The organism is Pseudomonas sp. GW821-FHT09C10, from assembly GCF_059418085.1.
Genome location: NZ_JBWKPE010000001.1, coordinates 552,187 through 573,939 on the forward strand (window position 1 = coordinate 552,187; position 21,753 = coordinate 573,939).

The 21,753-nt window shown below is 60.6% G+C and carries 26 protein-coding genes and 1 pseudogene; 1 reads left to right on the top strand and 26 read right to left on the bottom strand.

Going from position 1 to position 21,753, the window contains the following annotated elements; genetic code table 11:
• Positions 1-28: 28 nt before the first annotated feature.
• Complete coding sequence (locus AC07OT_RS02535) at positions 29-1,072, bottom strand: phage late control D family protein (RefSeq protein WP_495107359.1); 1,044 nt, start codon at positions 1,070-1,072, stop codon at positions 29-31.
• 118 nt (positions 1,073-1,190) lie between these two features.
• On the opposite strand from AC07OT_RS02535, the gene AC07OT_RS02540 reads away from it, so the two are divergent.
• Positions 1,191-1,397 (top strand): YodC family protein, encoded by a 207-nt coding sequence (locus tag AC07OT_RS02540; protein ID WP_495107360.1) that lies wholly within the window; start codon positions 1,191-1,193, stop codon positions 1,395-1,397.
• 75 nt (positions 1,398-1,472) lie between these two features.
• On the opposite strand, the gene AC07OT_RS02545 is transcribed toward AC07OT_RS02540, so the two are convergent.
• The 25 genes and pseudogenes from AC07OT_RS02545 to AC07OT_RS02665 all read right to left on the bottom strand — a co-directional run bounded on the left by AC07OT_RS02545 (position 1,473) and on the right by AC07OT_RS02665 (position 21,467).
• Positions 1,473-1,679: a tail protein X gene (locus tag AC07OT_RS02545; protein WP_495107361.1), complete on the bottom strand. Its 207-nt coding sequence runs from the start codon at positions 1,677-1,679 to the stop codon at positions 1,473-1,475.
• Complete coding sequence (locus AC07OT_RS02550; protein ID WP_495107362.1) at positions 1,654-2,499, bottom strand: phage tail protein; 846 nt, start codon at positions 2,497-2,499, stop codon at positions 1,654-1,656. Before AC07OT_RS02550 ends, AC07OT_RS02545 begins: the two co-directional genes overlap by 26 nt.
• Before the next feature lie 9 nt (positions 2,500-2,508).
• Entirely contained in the window at positions 2,509-5,022 is a 2,514-nt protein-coding gene (locus AC07OT_RS02555; RefSeq protein ID WP_495107363.1) for a phage tail tape measure protein, read from the bottom strand.
• 140 nt (positions 5,023-5,162) lie between these two features.
• Positions 5,163-5,480: a phage tail assembly protein gene (locus AC07OT_RS02560; protein ID WP_495107518.1), complete on the bottom strand. Its 318-nt coding sequence runs from the start codon at positions 5,478-5,480 to the stop codon at positions 5,163-5,165.
• Positions 5,481-5,492: 12 nt separating this feature from the next.
• Positions 5,493-5,771 (bottom strand): annotated as a pseudogene (locus AC07OT_RS02565) (phage tail assembly protein); the annotation flags it as partial.
• Positions 5,772-5,785: 14 nt separating this feature from the next.
• Positions 5,786-6,289: a phage major tail tube protein gene (locus tag AC07OT_RS02570; RefSeq protein ID WP_115487757.1), complete on the bottom strand. Its 504-nt coding sequence runs from the start codon at positions 6,287-6,289 to the stop codon at positions 5,786-5,788.
• 12 nt (positions 6,290-6,301) lie between these two features.
• Entirely contained in the window at positions 6,302-7,477 is a 1,176-nt protein-coding gene (locus AC07OT_RS02575; RefSeq protein ID WP_495107364.1) for a phage tail sheath subtilisin-like domain-containing protein, read from the bottom strand.
• A gap of 99 nt (positions 7,478-7,576) precedes the next feature.
• A complete protein-coding gene (locus AC07OT_RS02580; RefSeq protein ID WP_477747376.1) occupies positions 7,577-8,002 on the bottom strand; it encodes a tail fiber assembly protein in 426 nt (141 codons plus the stop codon).
• Positions 7,999-9,948, bottom strand: a complete 1,950-nt coding sequence (locus AC07OT_RS02585) for a phage tail protein (RefSeq protein ID WP_495107365.1) — start codon at positions 9,946-9,948, stop codon at positions 7,999-8,001. Before AC07OT_RS02585 ends, AC07OT_RS02580 begins: the two co-directional genes overlap by 4 nt.
• Positions 9,945-10,550: a phage tail protein I gene (locus AC07OT_RS02590; protein WP_495107366.1), complete on the bottom strand. Its 606-nt coding sequence runs from the start codon at positions 10,548-10,550 to the stop codon at positions 9,945-9,947. The genes AC07OT_RS02585 and AC07OT_RS02590 overlap by 4 nt, the downstream gene beginning before the upstream one ends.
• 1 nt (position 10,551) lies before the next feature.
• The gene (locus AC07OT_RS02595; RefSeq protein ID WP_495107367.1) at positions 10,552-11,433 is read right to left on the bottom strand and encodes a baseplate assembly protein; all 882 of its coding nucleotides are present in this window, start codon (positions 11,431-11,433) and stop codon (positions 10,552-10,554) included.
• Positions 11,430-11,756 carry a GPW/gp25 family protein gene (locus tag AC07OT_RS02600; protein ID WP_477747380.1) on the bottom strand — a complete coding sequence of 109 codons (327 nt, stop codon included), beginning with the start codon at positions 11,754-11,756 and terminating at the stop codon, positions 11,430-11,432. Before AC07OT_RS02600 ends, AC07OT_RS02595 begins: the two co-directional genes overlap by 4 nt.
• A gap of 5 nt (positions 11,757-11,761) precedes the next feature.
• Positions 11,762-11,953, bottom strand: coding sequence for a hypothetical protein (locus tag AC07OT_RS02605; protein ID WP_477747381.1), 192 nt, complete (start codon positions 11,951-11,953; stop codon positions 11,762-11,764).
• Between the two features lie 46 nt (positions 11,954-11,999).
• Positions 12,000-12,575 carry a phage baseplate assembly protein V gene (locus tag AC07OT_RS02610; RefSeq protein ID WP_495107368.1) on the bottom strand — a complete coding sequence of 192 codons (576 nt, stop codon included), beginning with the start codon at positions 12,573-12,575 and terminating at the stop codon, positions 12,000-12,002.
• Positions 12,575-13,108 (bottom strand): hypothetical protein, encoded by a 534-nt coding sequence (locus AC07OT_RS02615; RefSeq protein ID WP_495107369.1) that lies wholly within the window; start codon positions 13,106-13,108, stop codon positions 12,575-12,577. Before AC07OT_RS02615 ends, AC07OT_RS02610 begins: the two co-directional genes overlap by 1 nt.
• Positions 13,101-13,757, bottom strand: coding sequence for a hypothetical protein (locus AC07OT_RS02620; protein ID WP_495107370.1), 657 nt, complete (start codon positions 13,755-13,757; stop codon positions 13,101-13,103). The genes AC07OT_RS02615 and AC07OT_RS02620 overlap by 8 nt, the downstream gene beginning before the upstream one ends.
• Positions 13,754-14,074: a head-tail joining protein gene (locus AC07OT_RS02625; RefSeq protein WP_115487747.1), complete on the bottom strand. Its 321-nt coding sequence runs from the start codon at positions 14,072-14,074 to the stop codon at positions 13,754-13,756. The genes AC07OT_RS02620 and AC07OT_RS02625 overlap by 4 nt, the downstream gene beginning before the upstream one ends.
• Positions 14,075-14,076: 2 nt before the next feature.
• Entirely contained in the window at positions 14,077-15,072 is a 996-nt protein-coding gene (locus AC07OT_RS02630) for a major capsid protein (RefSeq protein ID WP_115487746.1), read from the bottom strand.
• A gap of 62 nt (positions 15,073-15,134) precedes the next feature.
• Entirely contained in the window at positions 15,135-15,473 is a 339-nt protein-coding gene (locus AC07OT_RS02635) for a head decoration protein (protein ID WP_032888612.1), read from the bottom strand.
• Positions 15,470-16,600 carry a head maturation protease, ClpP-related gene (locus AC07OT_RS02640; RefSeq protein WP_477747387.1) on the bottom strand — a complete coding sequence of 377 codons (1,131 nt, stop codon included), beginning with the start codon at positions 16,598-16,600 and terminating at the stop codon, positions 15,470-15,472. The genes AC07OT_RS02635 and AC07OT_RS02640 overlap by 4 nt, the downstream gene beginning before the upstream one ends.
• Positions 16,597-18,078, bottom strand: coding sequence for a phage portal protein (locus AC07OT_RS02645; protein WP_495107371.1), 1,482 nt, complete (start codon positions 18,076-18,078; stop codon positions 16,597-16,599). Before AC07OT_RS02645 ends, AC07OT_RS02640 begins: the two co-directional genes overlap by 4 nt.
• On the bottom strand, positions 18,078-18,284 hold the full coding sequence (locus AC07OT_RS02650) for a phage head-tail joining protein (RefSeq protein WP_032889620.1): 207 nt from the start codon (positions 18,282-18,284) through the stop codon (positions 18,078-18,080). Before AC07OT_RS02650 ends, AC07OT_RS02645 begins: the two co-directional genes overlap by 1 nt.
• Position 18,285: 1 nt before the next feature.
• A complete protein-coding gene (locus AC07OT_RS02655) occupies positions 18,286-20,310 on the bottom strand; it encodes a phage terminase large subunit family protein (protein WP_495107372.1) in 2,025 nt (674 codons plus the stop codon).
• A gap of 3 nt (positions 20,311-20,313) precedes the next feature.
• Complete coding sequence (locus tag AC07OT_RS02660; protein WP_115487741.1) at positions 20,314-20,916, bottom strand: terminase small subunit; 603 nt, start codon at positions 20,914-20,916, stop codon at positions 20,314-20,316.
• 206 nt (positions 20,917-21,122) lie between these two features.
• Entirely contained in the window at positions 21,123-21,467 is a 345-nt protein-coding gene (locus AC07OT_RS02665; protein ID WP_115487740.1) for a phage holin family protein, read from the bottom strand.
• Positions 21,468-21,753: the final 286 nt, after the last annotated feature.

Sequence of the window (21,753 nt, forward strand, 5' to 3'; positions counted from 1 at the left end):
GCGGCGGGTGGTGAGGCAGGTACGGGACTTACAGCTCCAGAACTTTGACCTCCTTGGGCGTCTTCTTTTTCTTACCAGCCGCCTTGGCCTTGCCCTTCTTCCCTGCGTTGCATTCGACTGTGGTGCTCCAGCCGGACTGGGTGAACACTTGCTCCACCGAGTCGACCAGGAACTCCCCGTCCAACCCCTCCTTGAAGCCCTGCGCATTGACCTGTCGTTCAGCGTACAGATCCGTACGTCCGACCATCTCCAACCGTACTTCAGCAGTCGAGCGGTTGAATGCGGCGAGCCGAGCTTTGGCTGCCTGCTCAGCGGCGGATTTGTTCGGGTGTATATGCCGGTCGGTATGCACCGGCGGCAAACCTGCAGGTGCGTCATCGTTGTCCAGGGTCAGGTTGACCAGTTCGCCGGTTTTCTTGTCCTGATACCTGGCTTTGACTGCCTTTTGAGTGGTGCGGTCGGTAAAGCGGAATTGCCAGCGGCTGACGTCACTGCGTCGAATGGTGATCGCCGGCAGATTCTTGCCACTGGCTGTCTGCCCACTTTGACGCGGCAATACCAGCAGCTTGCTGTCGGCCACCTTGGCGGTACAGTCGTGAGCCTTGGCGAGCCGAGTGATGAAGTTGTAGTCCGACTCGTTCATCTGATCAGCCCGAGGAACTACCGTTGCTACTGGGCATTCAGGCTTCCATCCATTACGTGCGGCAATATCACTGACGATGTTGGACAGCGGCACATTTTCCCAACTGCCGCTACGGGTGGTCTTGCCGCTGCCGCGCATGTCGCTGGCCTTGCCACGAATGACCAGCGTGTCAGGCGGGCCGGAAACCTCGATGTCGTCGACCGTGTAGCGACCCAGGCGGGCCAGTGCTTTGCTGTCGTAGCCGAGGTAGACCTCGATCCCGGCGCCTTTCTTGGGGAGCGTGACAGCACCATCACGGTCATCGATACGAAGCTCGAACTCGTCCGACTCCATGCCGGGTTTGTCGAGCGTACGCAGTAACAGCAGACGGTCGTTGATCAACGCTGTGATGTCGTTGCCATCAGCGACAATACGAAAGATTGGCCTCATAGAAACACTCCGAAACAAAGTTCTAAGCTCTTGCAGAATCAAGCGTGATACTGGTGTTGCGAGATATCAAAACGTCATCAACACTTGCTTTTCCGTCAACAATCATGGAGTGGAAAATATGTCTGATTTCGCAAAAGGAGATGTGGTCTTGTTGAAAAGCGGCGGCCCAAGAATGACCGTTCAAGAAGTCGGCGATTATGGCTTCAGCGAAGACCCTGTGAACGGTGCTCATTGTGTTTGGTTTGAAAAGAACAAATCGTTTGAGAAAGTGTTCAGCTTTGACGTGCTCGTAAAATTCAAAATCGCCGGCCCGATGGTGTTTTAAAACTCACCATAAATTGCCAATGAACTATCTCAGGTTCGTTGCTTTGAATGCCCTCTCAGAGCAGCAAACCTAGTGTCAATCCCACAATTGCACCTGTTCGACCGTCATTTGTTCAATGTCAGGGAAGGTGATTAGCAACCCGGCACGCAATGGCTGCGGCTCATCCGCCAACAGCCGGTTGGCCGCGAGCACCGCCTCGACCGTGCCATTGAGGTGCCCGTAATGCTGATGACACAGCGTATCCAGCAGGTCGCCGTCAGATGTTCTGCATATCATCGCCATAGCGCGTGAACTCCAAACTAAAGGTTTGCTTGCGCGGGATTCCGCCAGCCAACAGCGCGCCCTGCTCTTCCTCTACGCTGCCCAAACACCAGGTGCCAAGGACAACGCCGTACCCCGTAGTAAGGTTCAACGGCAACAGTTGCCCGCCGATGGAGCGCAGAGTGTCGAGCTGCTTGAGGCCTCCCTTGAAGGTGGGGAAAATTGCGCCCTTGAGACTGAGCTTATCCTCGCCGATACCCACGGCCTGCTGTGCAGGCCGACGACTGAGGCGCTCTTGTGAGGCCCAGCGGAACTGGGTTTGCCGGCGTAGTTCGTCGAAGGCCGCCGTGTCCAGGTTGAAGTAGAACGGCTGTGCATTGGCTTGCAGCGGCTGCAAAATCAACAGATGGGGAAACGGTTTGACCGCTTCCGCCATGGGCGTGGCGTTTGGCGCCAAAGCACTGGTGGGCAAGATGTTCGCCAGGCGCGGGCTGACCTTGCCCGCGATCTGGTTGATCGCGTTGCTGGCCCTGGCGGCTTGTTCCTTCAGAGTGCCCAACCGCTCATCAATCGCCGACATCGCGCGCGTTGCTTTGCTGTAGGTCGACAAAACAGTGCCAACCTTGGATTGCGCTGCATTGATCCCACGCATCACCCGTTGCAGCTTTTCCCCTACACCAGGTGGTACGCCTGGAATGCTGGACAGCTCATCAGCTGCCCCTGTGATTTCACCAATGGCGCCATTCACCGGGCCGATCATATCGTCGATGCTATGGCGCCCCGCCTCCCCGGCCTGGACCAGGGATTTGAAACCGGATTGCAGTTGCTCCATGTAAGCCATGACAACTCCTTAAACGTGAGGGGCATCGAACAGGTTGCGCCGCCCCTGCTCCCGGCTGAACTCCTCAAACATCTGACGCAGGTGCGGCATCATTTCCTGCGCGAGCTGTCGTGGATCCTTGACGTCGCCGTGCACGGTCACCGGCATGGTTGGGGAGAACGTCCACTGTTGATCAACCCGAGGGGGGTCCGGTTTTGCGGCGAGTCCAGCAGCAAGCACGGCCGGCACAGCAGCCACTGGAGCAGCAGCCGCCAACGAGCGCGAGACATCACCCAAGGCTGGCCCCGGTGCTGCAGGTGCTTTAAGCATCAACGGGCCGGACGATAACGAAGGTGCCATCTGCGCCAGACGTGGCATCGGCGCCGCGCCAGGCGGTGGCAGCCGCAACGGCGAAGGTTGATCCGGCAGCGCCAATCGCTCGGCCGGAGCGTCCGGCCCACCGAAGGCAGCCTTGCCAACGGCCCCGCCCAACTCGCCGCCGCCCCAGCTGCCGAGGAACCCGCCGATCAATCCGCCAACCACGGTGCCGATCACCGGCACCACCGAACCAATCGCGGCACCCGCTGCAGCTCCGGCCAGCGTGCCCGCCAAGGTGCCGGCTGCGTTACCGTAGCCCTCGGCTTTTTCGTCGCGCGTCTCAGCGTTCTGATAGGTATCGGCAGCGATCAACCCCGCCTCGATCATCGCCATGGGCGCACCGACCTTTGCAAACCCTAGCCCCTTGCTCATCATGACCTTCGGCGCAAACCGACTGGCAGCAGCGCCGACGGGCGAAGCTGATGCCGTATTGGGCATCGGACCGCGAGCGGGCTTACGCCGATTACGCTTGCGATTACCATCCCCACCGTCAATGCCCGCGCCACCTCCTCCTGGATTGGTAACGAACACTCGCTGGATCACGTTCGGATTACCCATCATCGATCCGCGAGCAACGTTCAGCAGGCCCTTGCCGATCTTAATTGCATTGACCGCGGCGCCCAGGCTGACAACGCCTGCAGCCAACACCGTCGCCCCACTGATCACCGCCGGAAACTTCCCTGTCAGTTCCCCAAGCCCATACGCCAGTTTCGCCAACCCATCGGCCGCCACGTCAGTCAACGGCCGCAAAGCATCACCAATGCGCGTCATCGACGACTCAATGCCGGCAGTCGCGGTCGCCCACTTCCTGTTGGACGTCTCACGCGCTTTCGCCGCATCGGACTCGATCTTGGCCTTGCCGTCCGTTTTCTTGATAGTCGACATATCCGCCTTGATCTTGTCGCCGTATTTGATCTGCGCGAGCAGGCCCGCACTGGCGCTCTGATCGCTGACGATGGTCGCCAGGCCAGCCGCTTCGGTGAGCGCGATCATGGCCTGCGCTTCCTCCTGGCTACCATCGGCCGAGCTTTTGATCTTCTCCTTGAGGGCCTCGATTTTCTTGGCCTTGGCCGGATCCTGTTTTTTGATCAACTGCTCACTGAGCATGATGAACGCATCGACAGGATTCGCCGCCTTGCCACTTTTCGTCGCCGCGATGATCGAGCCGGCCAGGTCGTAGCCTTCCTTGGCAAATCGTTCCTGGCTGGTACTGCTGATCACAGCGTTGAGCAAGTTGTCCATGTTAGTGGCTGCAGCCGCCGCATCCTGGGTTTGCGAGTACTGCGACTGCAAGCTGGCACCGAGAAAGCGCACGGCCTCGGGACCTTCCATGCCCAGGCGCCTGATGTTGCCAAGCATGGCTGGCAGATACCGCGCCATATCTTTGGGACCGAACGCACCGATGTCACCGGCCGCCGCGACCTGGCCCAGCATGGCCCCCATATCAGCCTGCTTAACGCCGGCCTCTTTGAAAGAGTTGATCAGGGTCGCGATGGTGGCAGGCTCCATACCCTGACCGTCGATGAGATCGGCGATCTCCCCGGCGTAGCTGGTGGATTCCTTCCACTCAACGCCCTTTTCGATCAATGCGCCAACAGCACCCGCGAGCAGTTTCTGGCTCATGCCCTTGTCTGCGGCGACCTTGCTGATCGCCTCTGTCATCGCGGCCTCATCACCAGTACCGGCGGTATGAGCCCACAGCGACATCTGACGCATTTGCGCTTGATAATCGCCGGACACTTTCGTAGGGATCGCCAACGACGCCGAAAGCGCCGCCGCTTTGCCGAGGGAATTCTTCATCCCCTCCTTGCCCTGCTGGATCTGCGTATGGCCCAGCGCCTTGAGTTCGGCGCCACGCGCTACCTGGCCTAGGGCCTGGTACTCCTTGCGCAGTTTGCCGACCTCAATTCCCTGCTCTTTGAGGGTTCTAAGATTGCCCTCCAGCTTTCGCAGCAGACCATCGGCCGATGCTGCACCGGTGTCATGGGCTTTCTTCCATTCGTCCCGTAGGCGAATGGTGTCGCCGATAGTGCTCTGCAGCACGCGAGCCTTGGTGCCGGTCTCGCCGAGTTTCTTGATGCGGCCTTCAACATCCTTGAAGGCAGCGCCGACCGTGGAGCTGACGACGCCGCCGATGACCAGGCCGAGCGCCAGGTTGTTTGCCATGAGAATTCTCCAGGCAGGGATGCGGGGCTCAGTCCATGAGCCACCAGATCATCGTGGAAAAGGGCATGGTCTCGATTTCATTGGCGGCAAATGAAAACTGCGTCGCCAAGCGCTTCGCGACCTGCTTCTGCAGTTCGGCGTTAAACCCCGTCGTCCTGCACCAGGCGAAAGTAGGCGGCTTGCAGCCGCTGGTAGTCCGTCAGCTTGAGCCCCTCCAGATCCTTGGTATCGGATTCAGACAGGTTGGCCAGGAGGATCGTATCGCGCTGATCATCGTCGCCATTAGACGCCGAGGTCGCGGCACGTACGTCACGGACAGTGGGTGCGCGCAACATCAGGCGGTCGAGCTTCATGTCTTTGAAGTCATACGGTTTAGACAGTGTGACGACGGCGCCGTCTGGGCCAACGACCAACCATTTCGGCGTTTCGCCTTCCTTGTCGGGAAGTCCGGCGTCCAGCAGCAACTGCGAATAGGCCGTCTGCACACGCGCATAATCCGTAAGCTTGAGCCCATCAATGTCCTTGGTACCGGCGTCAGTAAGTGAGGCTAACAAGGTCACCTCACACAACACGGCGTCAGCACCACCGATTGCGTCAGAGGCGCGTACCTCACGCAACGTCGGAGCGCGCAGGGTCAACTGGTCGACCTTGAGGCCGTTGATGTCACTCGGGCGCGTCAGGGTGATCGTCGCGCTGTCCGAGCCGAAGGTTAGCCAGGACGGAATCAATTTCAGCTTTTTCACGTTCATTAGAGACGCTTCCGTTACAGGCCGAGGTCGCGGCGGACGCTGGCAAGTTGATCCACACCGTTGATAACCCGGACGCAGTTAATCGGGTCGATTTCGTACATCAAGCGGCCGGCGACTTCGAGCTTGTAATAGCTGACAGCCACGGAGTACTTGAACTCCCCCGCCTCGCCTGCTTTCCAGTCTCCCGGATCAATCTCTTTGAGCATGCCGCGCAGGGTGGCGACCACTGCCGTGGTCGCACCTTTCTGGCCTTTGAAAGAACCCCGGAACACCGCGTTGAACGCAGTCTGATCGGCCAGCCCGTAAAACTTCATGATCTCGGGGCGCGCACCTTTGCCAGCAAAACTGGATTCCAGTTTTTCCATACCCTGATCCATCTCGACCGGGGCATCCATGCCACCAGCTCGATGCTCCTCGGTTTTCAAGGTGAGCTTGGGGAGCGTCAAGCTCGTGATCTCCCCGTTGAAGCTGAGGCCATCGATATGGGCGTTCATGTTGTAGAGCGTTTGCGGAACCATCTACGGTTCTCCTTATGCGTTGGTGTCGAGGACTTCGGTCAGCCACTGGTTGGTGACCTCGACCCGGAAGTTAGGGTTTTCTGCCGGCGGTACGTCGGTGAAGCGGATGTTCCAGTACACCTTGCCCTGCTCCAGCTGGCTGGCCGTGTTCAACTCCGGGTCGGCGAACACCTCGAAGTTGATCAACGCGCCCTGATTTTTCAGGTCGCGCATAAAGGCCTGCAGCCCGTTCGTGACGTCGCTGACGTAGGTCTTGGTAATCGAGCGGTCCACCGCCCATTTATGGCCGTAAAGGATCGCGTCCATAACGATGTCCATGGTCCGCACGCGAGTGACAAACGCCCACTTCGGATCGCTGGAGCAGGTGCGGTTGCCCCACAGGCGGAACCCGTCATCACGGATGATGGTGGTGATCTGCGCGTTGTTGAGGAGGTTGGCCCGGCAGGTTTCGTCGCCGTCCAGGAACTCGATGGGCCGACCGGTACCGGTAATGCCGACAAACTCTTTGTTCGACGGCGAGGCCCAGAAGCCGTACTCCGAATCGGTCCAGGCGAAGAGCCCGGCGACCCAGGCAGATCCTGGTGCATCGACGGTGGCACTGAGCGTGGTGTCCCAGTACTGCACGCCGGGGTCGACCAGGAACACGCGCTTGCTGCCGAAGTTTTCGCGGTACGCCATCGCGGCTTCATCGGTGGTGTTGGGGCCGTCGATGATTGCCAGGGCGCGCAGCTTGTCGCTGAGGCCCTCCAACGCCGTGGCAACGGGCAAGGTCGCAGTGTGCTTGGGTGCGGCCAGCAATCGAGGCTGTGCGTTAAAGCGGCTCTTGCCATCGAGCAGCGCCTGCATGCCGGTACGAGTGCCGTTCGCCAGGACGCCGCCGATGATGGCTGTGGTCTGCGCGGCGGCATCTGCCAGTTTCTCCACGCCACAGGCGACGATCACCGCCTTGGAGCGAACGTAGATGGCCTGCACGGCCTTGGTGATTGCCGCGTCGGCGCCCCAGGCGGCGATGGCTTCGCTTTCGCGGGTGATCAGCATCAGCTGATTGGGCAAGGCACTGGCAGCAGGGCCTGGTGTAAAGGTGTCGCAGAGACCAATGATCGACGACGACGGCACGGCGATAGGCCGCGTGCCAGTGTCGACATTGGTCACGGTGACGCCGTGAAAAAAACCACCTGCATTACTCATGATTAAACTCCAGAAATGAGAAAGCCCCGCATCAGCGAGGCCGTGGTTGGTTCGTGTTGCCTACAGCAGGAAAGAAAACGCCCCGTCAGTGCGGGGCGTTTATTGGAGCGGTTCCGTCAGCCAGAGAGGCGGTGCCGGTCGATGTTCAAGCAACGGGAATGCGCCTGCTTCCGGCCAACTACGCAATGCTCGACGGTAGGCTTGAAGCTCGGTGTACTGGGCGGCTGTCAACGTGGTTTCCAGACCATCCTCCAATTCATCACGATGGCGCGAAACAACACCATCAGTATTGGCAAGCTGGCTGTCACGCCAAGCACGCTCAATCTCCGCAAGGAGATCCGGGGATGGCATAGGCGGATCAACCAGTATCGGATAGCCGCTCTCATCACACGCGATGACCTGGCCGTCAGCTTGGCCTTGCAGGAGTGCAGCATGCTCGCCCTCGGAAATTTCTACGCCGCCGCTGTCACTTGCCAGAAACAGGAAGCGTCGATCCTCAGCTAACCATGTAGCCCAAATAGTCATGCGGCTTGTCCTTTCGCAATGTAATGGCAGATGGTCGATGCAAGGTTGCAATGACCATTGAATCCCGAAGAAGTAGCGGAGTCATGCCATGCCGAAACCGCAGCAGTTGAGGTGCTGACAGGCGTGATCACCAACTGGTTTATTGACCCAAACCCCAGAGGAAAAGTGACGTTCACCGGTGCGCCAGGCGTAGGGCTGGACGTAAAGCTTCCCCGGCATTCCTGTAGTCCACTGGGCAGCTTTTGATAGCCGTTGGAGCCGGAGCCTGCCGCCATTACATAGGCATATTTAAGCGCGAGCGAACCACCCACCAACCGCCACTCACCCGGCACCCTCGATAAAATTGCCGAGTCACCTTGTCCCAGAACAACGGTAATTGCGCTGCCACTTATGTTGGTGGTGTTCTCTCCGTTTGAACCGAGCAGAGTGACAGCTCCGACCCCACCACTCACCAACATGATCATGGCCCCCGCCCCTACTGCCCCCGTGGGTGGCAAGGTAATGCTAATTGCGGTGAACGAGGTCGCACTGACGATGCCGCCAACACTTCCATTACCCAGCACGGTATTGGCATTTACCGTACTGAAACCCGACCATTCAACCCCCACGCGCTTCACAAACTCAGTCGTTGCAAACGCTTGGCTGCTCTCGAACTGGGGTCTGGTTGTCCAATTTGAGCCCGACATAACGGCTGCATATTTGAGTGCCATGGCGCCGCCACGTAAGCGCCAGGTGCCCGAGACCTTCACAAGCTCGGCGTTGTCCCCTGCACCCAAAACAACGGATACCGCCCCCGCGAATGGTGACGCCAGCACATCCAGCCCGGAAGGAAGGACAGTTACCGCAGCGGCCCCAGCGTTCACCACCTCGACCGTAGCTCCGTCCGGCACTCCGGCAGTCGGCGGTAAGGTAATGTTGATAGGCGCAACGGATGCTGCCGCCACAACACCACCAACACTTGAGGCCCCCAGCGCGGTGCTGGCGGTAAGCGGTGCAAAGCCAGAGTACTCGACCCCCATTCTCTTGACAGAGGCGGTGGTCGAGAGCCGCGTGCTGTTATCAAACTGAGGCGGAGTCGGTCCCGTTGGAGTGCCCAACAAGGCCGGAGAGTTGATCGGTGCAAACCCTTGCGTCACGTTTTGGAAAGTCAGAGCTGTCACGCCCAGCACGATCACGCCATCGGTGATCAATTGCCAGCGCGTGTCGGCCAGGGATGTCCCTTGCTCAACAGACACCTGCAGTGCCGATGTGACCTCGGCACTGACATCAGCATCCGGCGCCCGCCCCCAAACACCCGCCGCCGCGATGTACAGGCCGTTGTCTTTAGCGACCGCCTGGTTTTTCACCAACACCCGGTCACCTGCGACCAGAGCAATGCCATCAATGGTCTGAAGCCCCGCCAGCGCGATATTGGTCGTGGTGCCCACCCGGACCGACTGCTTGCTGTCGAGCTTGTAAAGCTCCTCCAGAATCCGTAGGTCGACGTATTCACGGGTCGCCAATACTACAGCGGGGTCGATCTTGAGCACGATATTGTTGGTGCTGGAAACCACGAAGTTCATCCGCACAACCTGCGTGCGGCCAGACCCCTGATCCAACGCAGCCTTATAGCTCGGCGCACAATTGGCAACGGCGACCAGGTCACCGTCCGAATCGTACACGCCGATCTCCCGAACCCACCAGCCGCCAGCATCAGCGGGAATCACCTGCTCGGCGATGATCACCGCAGCGTTCACCGGATCGACCTTCACTTGATTCAGTGGAGCGCGTCGGCGTTCATTGATCAGCTTGGTCTGAGTAGGACTGGGCATCGGGTCGTTACCGTTGGCATCCCCAACACCCAGTTGGGTGAGATTCCACGGAATGCCCAACGCCGTGGCATTAGCCAGCTTGGCGGCGCCCACGTTTGTGAGGATCGCCATAAATTGTGAGTTGCGATCAATCATGGATAAACGTCCAGAGTGTCTATGCTGAGTTCGCGCCCAACCACACCGATGTAACCAGTGACGTCGATGTCACGGTTCTCAGGTGGGTAGACGTCGATTACGTCGCCTTCATAGAGGGCGACACCGATGTTTAAGGCGCCTTGGGTTTCCAAGCTGATCGCCAGGCCGGTCAATTGCCGACTGACGGGCTTGGCGTCATCAATCAGGCGCTCCAGCTCCAGGTACATCTCTTCGGTGATGCCGGTTTCCAGCACGCCAACCTTCAGTGCAAAAGTGCCCGGCACGCCCTTAGGCGTGGTTTGCCACCATTCGACCACCTCGATCAGGTAGCCCAGCGGCTCGACTACCCGCCGTAGGGCGCCAATGGTGCCCTTGTGCGCATGGACGTAAAACGCCGAGCGAATGGCCGAACGCTTGACGGCTTCCGACCACTTGTTGTCCCAGCGGTCGACTGACCAGGTCCACGCCAGCCACGGCAGCAAATGCGCCGGGCAGGTGTCCGGGTTGTACAAGGTGCGTAACGGAATCTCGGTTTTCTCTGCCAGTGCTGCCTCAATGGCGCGCTCCAGCTGTGTGCTGTTCAGGGGGAGCAAACTGGTCATGTCAGCCTCCGAGGACCACAGTGAAGCCAGTGCAATACGCCGCCTGGGACTTGCTTGGTTTGAGGTCGACCCAGTTTTTCAGCTCAACTCTACCAACGCCGCCAATATGCAACTGGGCGTCAACACCGGATCGAGCAACCTCCAAGGCCAAGCGCTTACGCGGGTTAATCCAGGCCGCGAGGCGCTTTATGGCCTCGGCAAGAATCGCGTCATTTTCCGGGCCGGCACCGATCATGTGCAGCACGGCATCAATCCGATAATTCAGGATCTCGGCGCCCTGCACGATGAGGCGGTCACCAACCGGACGGATGTCATCGTCGCTGAGTTTTTTGTACACAGCATCAAGCAGAGGCTGATCAGCTTGGCCGCTACCGGTCAGGCTCAGTACTGTCACCACCACGACAGCCGGTGATGGGCTTTCTGCTGTGGCGTCGGCGACCAGCGCCGAAGCATTGCGCGCATGGAAGATGTAGCTGTTGCGTGGACCAGCGGTCGTCAACCCTTCGTAGACCAACTGGATACGCTCACGCAGCGCATCATCGGACTCTTTGACCTCTTCGACCGAAGGCACCGCCAGCAGATTAGCCGGCTGAATCACCAGTCGTTGAAGCTTCACGTTGGCTGCAAGCTGATCAAGGTCCTCCTTTTCGGCAGACGCCAGCATCAGCGCCTTGGCCGCGTCGTTGACCCGCGCACGGTTCTGCATCTTGCCGTACGCACCTAACTCCACCAGCTTGACCACCGGATCGCTCTCGAGCGCCGCCGACCAGTTGTCGCCCATAGCCCCGCGAAACGCCGCAAGGCCCTCTTCGTACAGTGCTTCATAGTCCAAAGGCTCAAGCACCTGTGGTGCCGGCAACGTCGATAAATCCACCGTACTCATGCCGACACCTCCAGCAACAGGCGTTCGCCCTGATATTCACCGGTTAATTTAAAGTCGATACGCCCGCTGACAATGGCAACGACCTGCACCTGTTCGAGCTTAAGCCGCGGCTCCCAACGCCCAAGCGAGCGAGCCACCTCGGCCTGCACCGCGCTCTTCCAACCCGCGTTAACTGGCAGGTCGACAAAGCGCCGGATCTGGCTGCCGTACTCAGGACGCATCCGCCGACTGCCCACTGGCGTGCCGAGAATGTCCCCAATGGACTGGCGGAGATGGTCGAGCCCGGACAGCGGTTTGCCGGTATGGCGATCCATTCCGATCATCGGGGTTACTCCTGCACCAACTCCGGGTGGGCTTTGAGGAAGGTGAACTGCTCATCGGTGGCAGCGGTCACGCGAGCCTTGGTCACCGCCACGGTGCTGCCATCGGGAAGGACCAGGGTCCGAGAGGTGTAGAGCGTGTCGCGAAAAACACGCCCAGGCCCGGTTTCCTCCTGACTTTCGGTTTTGTTCTTGCTCATCAACGGATGCTCCTAAAACGAAAAACCCGCTCATGGCGGGTAGTGATCAGTGTTTGTGGTTCGGCGTGTTTCCGCCGGCGTCGATCACCTTGCCAGCACTGTTGATGTCGCCGGTTGTATTGAGTGTGCTGTTGATCTGCGTAGCGCCGTCGATGGTGACCAGGCCCACCAGGTTGATCTCACCCGACACCAATCGCGTGCTATCCGGCGTCATCTCAAGCACAGACCCTCCGACCTTGATCGTGACGGTGCCGGCCGGCAGATCGATGGTGTAGCTGTTGGCTTCCCAGTCGTAGACCAGGGAACCACCATCATCGAAACGCCATACCTCGACGTGATCGCGATTGTCCGGTTGGGCACCGGCATTGCCATACAGGCCAGGGATGAAGGTCCCCATCGCGGGCTCACCGCTTGGGCTGAACAACACGCCCTGCTCTTTCAGGCTCGGCGCGCGCCAGTGGCGCGCTTTGCCAGCAGCCAGGCTGTGCCAACGCACCCAGGCGCTGATCCATCCGTCCGCTTGTACCCGTACCATCGCCGCCGACAGGTCCACCGCGACTACCACGCAAGGCATCAACATCGAGGCGATCATTCGATCATGCTGCGTGGAGGCGTAGCTCATTACAGATCCTCCGGTTTGATGTATTTGCCTTCATGGCCTGATCCAGTATTTTCATTGAACCCCAGCATCAACGTGCCCGGCGGTTCATCCGGCCACGGCCACTCTTCTGGCCCCAGGTAGATCGTCTGATCCCACTCAACCAACCAGACGAAATAGCCGTCCAGTTCGGGCTTGGTCCAGTCCTGAGTGGACCGCACGAACGCGGCGCAGTCGACCTCCAGCCCCCAGCTCTGCGCCCGAAGTAACACCGCCAGTTGAGACGCCAACTGCACGGCCTGACGTTGCGGATCCACGCTGATCGAATCGACGATGATCCGCGCCTCAAACTTGCAGGTCAGGGCGGTTTCACCGGTACCGATATCCGGCGCGGGTTCCATCTCGGCCATCTCCAGCAGCACCACCGGCGTGGGGATGCTGGTGTCTGCCGATAGATTCGGCCAGAACGATGCGCCCTGAATACCTGGCAACTGTTCCTGCAGGTGCTGCTCGATGGCGTCGTACAGACGTTCGAGGCTGAATGGTTGATCAGACACGGGCGGTCCCCTTGAGGTACTTCTGCAGTTCAAAGTTGAGTTCTTGCTTAAGGATCTCCAGCAAGCGTTCATCAGCGCGTTTCACCCAGCTGTCGAAGTGCGGTCGCACCTGGTCCAGCGAAACCTTGGCTTTCGCCAGCGGGAAGCGGTTGTCGTTCTCTGCGATGAAACCCGAGCTGCGCCGCCCCTGCGTGCTGCCGGGGTAGTCCGTGGCGTTGAAGTGCTTGCTCGACGTGCGTATCCAGATGTCGGGGCTGTTGCCATAAACCTGCTTGAAGAACGCGCCCTGGTAACGCCGCCCCGCCACCGACACACCGGCGCGGGACTGCCGAGGCCGACCGATGCGGCTGGCCTCGATGGCGTTGACCCCAAACCACAACTTGCCGCGCATCGCGCCGCCACTGACCGGGTAAGCCCTCAGGCGTTGCCGGACGGCGCCGATGACAATGCGTTCCTGCTTGCCGACGGCACGGGCGATATGGGTGCGCAGCCAACCCAACGTCTTGTTGATCGCACGACGCTGAGCCGCTGCAGCAGCCTTGGGCACCAACAGCCCGAACTCGCGCAGAGCCTGGGAATGCACCGCCGACGGCTGGATGTTGATCATCCCGCTGTCGCGGTTCTGCTGAACATAGCTGCCGACACTCATGGGCGCTTCCTCAAGATGAGAGCCACCAGGCCGTCGCCACCAGGCGCCAGCTGCAGTAGGTCGTAGTCACCGCCGCCATCCAAAGCCGGCAAGTCGATGGTCACCCGCAAGCCCTGGCTCAGGCCGGCCGAATCCTTCACACGGATCTCAAAGCGAGGCTCGCGTATTGCGGTGTGGGTCTTGCCAAACTGCGGCGCTTTCCAAGGAGCCGCGAACATGCCCAGCACCGGTTCGGCGCGGCCCTCGATCTGGGCACTGTCGCCCAGGGTTTCGAACACCACGTCGTCGATGTCGTCGATCAGATCGCGGAAGGCCACGGTCACATTTCCAACAGAATCTGCGCCCGAGGTCGAGTGCACAGGTGCAGCGGGTTGGACTGAGCTTCACCGGCAACACCCTTGCCGAACTGCATTGGCTCGATCTTGCTGTAGTACGGGATGCCCTGGGTGTTGACTGTTTCCATGTAGTCAGCCGGCGCGAAGGACGAGATGTACAGATCCGGCACGCCCTCGGGGATCAGCAGGGCCTTGTCGTCGTGGACGAACGCAACACCGGCCACCTTGCCGCGATAACGCTCCCATACGATCCCGCCGAACTCGAAGCTTTCACGGGCATCGCCACGCAGGGACGCAGCCTGCATGGTGTTGAGGTAGGTCTCCTTGACCGACTTATGCACGATGAGCTTGTTCCAGAAGTTCTTGCCGCACATCGCGCGGGAGCCGCTGCTGGTGACGCTGCCGAGGGCTTCCTCTTGCATATCCAAGGCTTCACCGCATTTGACCCGCAGCTCGGTGTCTGGACTGTTCAAGCCCATTGGTAGCTTCTGGCGATTCACGCCAAAGGATTTATAAATATCCAGCAGGACTGTCTTGCCATCGGCGTCCAGTACCTGCCCGTTCAACGCGCCCATGCGCTGGAACTCGTGAGTGGCGTCCAACTGCCGGCGCGCTTTCGCGAGGCGCTTGTTGACCACATCCTGTACCGCCTGCAACTCGGTACGCGTGCCAAAGGCGCGAATGCCCTGGATCTCGTCGGCCTTGATGGTGAAGCGTTCCGGCAGGTGCACGGTGTTGAATGGAATCAGCGTGCGTTTGCTGCCACCGACCACCAGGCCGGAAGTACCGCGCTCACCCGCTGGCACCAGGGCCAGGGTGTCGCCGTCCTTCTCGATCTGCACAGTCAGCGTGCTGATGCCCTCTTCGCGGAACAGACCCAGGCTACTGATACGGCCCGGCAGATATTCCTGGTCGTTGATTGCAGCGGTCAACGAGGAGACGCTGAACGCATCGTCTTCAAAAATGGCGATCTCGGCCATGGGGTACTCTCCAGAAACGAAAAATCCCGCACTCGGCGGGATGGATAAATGGGGTGAGCGTCTTAGCGGACGATCACAAAATGGTTTGCCAGGGCCTTCTCGGCGGCAGGGTCGAGGCCGGTCAAGTGCGCTTCGCTGACTTCGGCCAGCCGCACGATGGCGCGCCCGCGACGTGGCACATCCGATTCGCCCAGCGGACCGTAGAGGATGGCAATGGCGTTTTCGGTGCCGTCCTCGGCGGTTGGTTGATACGGGGCAAACTCGCTGGTGAGGGTGACCAGGCCCAGGATCTGACCCGGTTCCAGGGCGGCACCGGCGGCGACGTTGATCGCTTCGCGGGAAATGTTGCCAGCGCCCTCGGACAGCAGGAACTCGCCTGCGTGCATCGATTCAGTTTTCATGCTCTTGCTCCTTTCGAGTTACCGTTTTGTGCCGCCTGACGGGTGGCCCAGATTGAGTGAGTGTCGACCTGCTTGGCCTTGACCGTTGGTGCTGGATCATCGTCCAGCGGTAGGCTGTTGTTGATTTCAAAACCGCCACCGCTGCCTACCAGCTTGTCGAAGAGCCGCGCACGGACTGCGGCTTCGTCCAGGCCAGCACTGATGAACTCGCCGGTCAGCTCTGGCAGCCGTGCTGCAACACAGAGACCATGCAATGCTTTCGCATTGATCAGCGCGGCCTGGATCACCGCTTCGCTTTCGAGCTTGGTTGCGGCAAGCAGCGGCTCCACCAGGTTACTGATGCCAGCAGCTGCACAACCTTGCGTGACCATCAGCGCCAGCTTGGCCGCATCCAGCACTGGGGCCGGATCAGGTTCCGGCGGCTCAACTTCCGGCTCTTCGTCCAGCTGGGCGAGCAGCTCAGGCGGTGCATGCTGGAAACGCTGTAGCACGCTGCCCTGGCCGAGACAGGCGCTGACCTTGAGGCCGTCGCCGACTTCATCGGCCAAGCCCAGCGCCACCGCCTCATTGGCCGTGAGCCAGGTTTCAGCGTTGACCATGCGCCGCAGCTCGGCTTCGTCGATGTCCGGCGCCTTGGCCTTGTAGGCTGCGATAATCGCTTCCAGGGTTTGGTCCAGCACATCGGCGACGCGGCGGAAGTCTTCAGCATCACCACCGGTGAAGGTGTAGGGGTTGTGGATCATCAGCATGGCGTTGGCTGCGATCACCACCCGGTGAGCGCCGCACACCGCGACACTGGCCGCGCTCGCCGCCAGGGCATCAATGCGCCCCGTACAGCGCTCGCCCAGCCGGGACAACGCGTTGTGAATCGCCAGACCGTCGAACAGATCACCGCCGATGCTGTTGAATGCGACGATCACCGGGGACGCGCCGTCATCCATGGCGCGCAGATCCTGCACGAACTGATTGGCGGTGACGCCCCAGGCGCCGATCTCGCCGTACACGAAGATTTCGATGCTGCGCTGTTCGGCTTCGCCGCTGGCCTGAAAGGTGTACCAGCTTTTATCGGCGACCTTTACCTGCTTGCCCGCCTTGTCATAAACGCGGGGTTTGGCTTTTTTACTCATGGTGATTCCTTGTCATCAATAGGCTCGATGGCATCAAGAGTCGTGTAGTTGAGGCCAAGGTCCGTGGACCTGGCGAGGTCTGCAGCGTTTTCAGCGTCGATGGTTTCGGCGTCGTAGCCGTTGCGCAGACACATCTCACTGCGCGAACCAAAGCCCGCCTGCACTTCCATCCTCCGCGCCTGCACGTCCTGCACCGGCTGGATATAGGCCCAGCCTTGCGGTACCCAACGTGTGCGCAGGTATTCGCGGCGCCGTTGCGCGTAGTCCTCCAGCACCAGGGCACCGGACAACACCGCCATGTCCATCCACGCGGCGCGCACCGGGCGACACAGCTGATGCACGTACACGCCGAATTGCAGTTGCTCCAGGCGCCGCCGAAACTCGTTGAGCACCACCCGCAGCGCCCGGTCGTTGACCTCGCGCATGTCGCCGGTGAGGATTTCGTAAGGCGTGCCCGAACCCGCCGCCGCAGCCATCAGTTGCTGCCGCATGAAGTCCGGGTAGTTGTTGCCGGCATCCGGTGGCTTGGAGAACTCCACCTCTTCACCTGGCCCCAGCTCCTGCATGGTGCCGGGCTCCAGGGCGACCATCGGTGTGAAACCGTCGCGGTCAACGTTCAATGGCATGCCCGTAACGGGATCGCGAGGCTGCTGCGTTGCCTCCGGTGCCGGGCGCTTGATGAAGCCCGCGAACAGGTTCGCCACCTCCTGCCGGAACAGCACCGCGTCGTCGTAGTTGTCGAGACTGCGCAGGCGCTTCAACACTGGCGCCAGACGCGGCACGCCGCGCAACTGCCCAGGCTCCATCGGTTCGAAGATGTGCAGCACCTGTGTTGCCGGTACGCGAACCAACTGGTTGTAACCGGCGTTCAAAGACGATGAGTCGCGGGGATGCGACAGGTACATGTAATACGCCACACGCTTGCCCGCCGGATTGAACTCGATCCCAGCGCGGATCACGTTGCCGTTTTTGGCCGTCTCGAACTTGTCGTGAGGGACAAACTCAGGGGCCAGCGCCTGCAGCTGCAGTGGCACCGCCAAACCTTCGCTCGGGCTGCGGGGTCGCAATCGCACAAAGCATTCCCCTGCCGTTTCAACGGTGCGCGCCACCAGTGCCTGCATGCCGTAGAAGTCGGTCAGCTCATCGGCGTCCGCCTCATCCACCCAGTCATCCCACAACTGCTGCTTGAGCTTGCGCAGCTCCGCGTCGTCCGTGGTCGGCCTGGGCGTGATGCCGGTGCCGATCAGGTTGCTGACGCGTTTGTCGATGACGTTGAACGCGTACGGGTCATTGCGCACCGCCGCCCGCGAACGCGCACGTAGGTTGCGCAGGGCCGGGGTGTTGATGCTGTTGATACCGTTGTCGGAGGCTTCCCAACTGGCCGAACGTCGGCCCTCACCGGCGCCTTCGTAACTGGCCTTGATGTTCGACGGCAGCAAGAATCCGTTACGTGTCAGCGTCGGATAATGTCGGGCCATTAGATTCCCTTGCCTCCATGGGTAAGCCGGATTACGCGAGAGCGCGGCCCGGCGGCTTGACTCAGCGACGTGCGGATCTCGTCACGAGCCTTGAGCAGTTCGTCGATGGAGCGGTATTCCACCGTGCGGTCGCTGTAGCGCACGGTCTTTTCACCGCGTGCAATGGCGCGCTCGATGGCTTCGAGGTGCTTCGGGGTAAACGACATATCAGCGTCTCTTCAGGTAACCGCTGGTGGAGCTGCGGCGTTGAGGGGGGGCAGCGGGTCGCGGTTGGGCGACAGGTGCAACAGGTGGCTGCGCTGGAAGCGACTGACGCGCCGCAACCGGTGCCGGTGTTTCGTCGGCGTTGACGCGCTCGCCCTGCACGGGCTTGACGCCCAACACATCGTCGAACAAACCGGACTGAGCCAGCGCCTGGCGTACCCGCTCCCAGTCGTGTTCCTGGTAGCGGTTGATACCGAGGTAATGCGCCATTGCCAGGCAGTACACCATCAGGTCGAGCGCCTCGTTGCGCTCAGCCTTGCCCTTGACCCACTCGATACGCTTGTAGCCTTTGACGTAGCGGGCGACCTTGCGCTCGGCCACGCACTGCGCGAAGAACTCGTCCGGCAGGTCGTTGGCAAAATGCAGCGAGCCAGGGCCGTCCACGAAGGCGTAGCGGTTGTAGATCCAGTCCTTCGCGGTGTCGGTGCCAACAAACCACAGCTCGACGCCGTTGCGCTCGGTCTGGCCTTTCCAGGTCACATCCTGCATTGAGGGCCGTTGAGCGATAACGGGCTTGCCGGGCTTGCTCGCGCCCTTAATGGCGAAGATGTTGCGCCAGCGCCGCGTACGGCAGAACTGGTAAACCTCGTCCGTGTGATGCCCCCCCGAGTCGACGGCCGTCGCCAGGATCGCCAGCCCGACACCACAAGGATGGCGATAGCGCGCTTTGAGTTTTTCATCCAACACCGTCCAGGTGCGCTCATCGGCAGGGTCGCCCCAGATCACCTGGTGGTCGACCACCCAACGCTCCATCCCAACGCCAAAGCCCATCACCATCAGTTCCAGGCGATTAGCCTGGACGTCGACGGCGCCGGTCAGCATCAGCACGCCCACCGGCATACTGCCGAGGGTGTAGGTCTCCAGCCGTGCCCGTGCGACCAGCACTTCGGCCTTGGTTTGCTCTTGCGCGCTGTCCCAGACCTTGGCGAGACGGGTGTTGTAGAACACCTGCATCAGGCCCATGTCGCCTTTGGCCTGTGCCTTCTTGGCGTCTTCGAACTCCTCAGCCAGCGAGGGCCAGTCCTTCCAGCCAATCGGCGAGTACAGCGCGTTTAGGTGGAAGCCCACCGTCTTGCCGTCACCGCTGCCATGGGCACGCCATTCGCCACGGGCGAGCATGTCGGTCTTGTGGTGTTCCTCGATCAGGACATCACATTCAGGCGCGGCGCACTGGTAGTGAACTGTGCGGTAGTCCTTGCTGTAGAGCAGCCGCTCCCATTCCAGCACCTGCATATGCCCGCAAGAGGGGCATGGCACGTAGTAGTAACGCTGGTCGCTGGACTCGAACAAGTCCGAGATCCGCGAGGCACCCTTGATCGTCGGCGAGCTGGAGAAGTAGATCTTGGCGTTGCGGCCAAAGTTGGTAGCACGTGTTTCCGCCAGCACGATGGGGTCACCTTCCTGGCCGACGTCGTTCTCCCAGCGGTCAACCTCGTCGCCGTAGATGTAGCGCGCCGACAGCTCCGACAGGTTGGCTGCCGAACCGGCCGTGGTGACGTACAGGGCGCCGCCCTCGAACTCCTTGGTATCCATGGTGTTGCGGGCATCCCGTGAGCGGCTGGCCGCTACCCGCTTTGCCAACACTGGGGTGGCCTTGATCGTCTTGCTGATCCGCCCGGAGACCCGCTTGGACAGACTCAGACTGGGCAACAGCGCAAGGATGTTGGACGGTGCCATGTGGATGAGGCCACCCATCCAGTTCAAGGCAATCTGCGTTTTCATCAGTTGCGAGGCCACCATGGTGACCACTCGCCGGCACGGGTGGGCCGGTGACAGGCAACGCATCGGTTCACGGGCATACGGCGTCCGGTCGGTGCGGTACTGGCCGGGCTCAGGTGCGCCCGTGTCGCGCGGGATGCGCATGTACTCGTCGGCCCACTCGTCGATCCAGAGATCTGGGTCGGGTCGTAGCCCACGGAAATACGCCTCACGGTACGCACGGTCACCGTCAGGAAATTCCGTGGTCATAGGTCAGCTCGTCGTCATTGCTCGTTCAAGGTCGGACGAGGACATGCGCTCAGCCTCTTCCAGTGATTTACGAAGTGTCGCCGTCAGGTGTTTTTCGATGTCCCAGGGGTCGGTCATCACTGCCAACTTGTGGGACAGCTGGGGCAGTAGGCCGAACAACTGGTCACGCAGATGGCGACCGGCGTTGTAGGCGCCCAGCTCGACGGCATCCCTGGCGACCAGGGAACCCTGCGCCTTATGCAGCTCAATCTCGGCCAGCTGCGCCAGGTTGTATTCGCGCATAGCGCGAGCCTTTTGGAAGTCGTGGCCCTTGGCGCCGACAGTAATAGGCTGCTGCGGCGCAGCCGTGTTAGTCGGCTCGACCAGGGGGGACAGTTGACTGTAAACGTCACGCTGGATCCGGTCCTGTTGGTGTCGAGCAGCAACGGCGGCCTTGCTGGGGTCAGCGGTTTCGAGGATCAGCGCTTCGGTTGCCAGCACATCCACCATCTTGCCGTCTGGCGACAGCACGAGGCGGTTGTTGCCTTTGAGCCAAGTGATGTAGCTCGGCGTCCTGCCGATGCGAGCCGCGAAAGCGCTTTTAGACAGAAAAAGTGAATCCGTCATAAGCCCTCCTTTTCAACGGCTTTTCAATGGAAACCTTTCAATTTCAATGGATTGAATTTCAGTAAGTTGGCAGCCCATTCGCTAACGCTTTCCCGCGGGTTTCATGCCCCGTGTCCCTCGGATGCCGCCAGGGTCCCCGGCGAATTTTCGGCGCACCATTTTGATGCGCAACGCTGTAGGCCACGTATTCCGTGGCCTACAGCACATCAAGCCTGCCCGCCGCCCGATGGCGGCACATCGCACACGCCCAACCGCTTGGCAGCCCAGCGTTCGTACAGGCCGATGGCGACATCGGCGCCGGCCATCGCGGTGAGGCAGCCAATGCTCCCCGCCGCCAGGACCGACATGCCCGATGCGTGCAACAACATCATGGTGGACAGTCCGCAGACCACGCAGGCCCCGGACCGAAGGAGCAAGCGGCGGACCAGCGACCAGCCGCTCACCCCCGCCTTGTCGGCTCGCCATGCCTCGCCGGAAATGCCGCCGATCAGGGATAGCAGGATCACCATCCAGATCGGCATCTCAATAAGCGCTTGCTGCTCGTTTGTCATCGCCCTACCCCATAAACGCAAAAACCCGGCGCAATGGCCGGGTTCAGTGTGGTGGTGAGTCCCGCTGCTTGCGGTCGCACCTATCGAAGATGGGTACTTTTTACAGGTGGATTCCGGTGGCAGCAAGGGAGTTTTAATGCCATGGCGCAATATGGGTGCAATACAGGTAGGACGCAGGTGCAACGCAGGGACAACGCATTCAATCGGCTATCGCTTCTGGTGCCCCGTCTGACCTGTCCAACTATTCTGGATCGAAGTAGGACAGCTACAGGCGCCTGAATTCGGG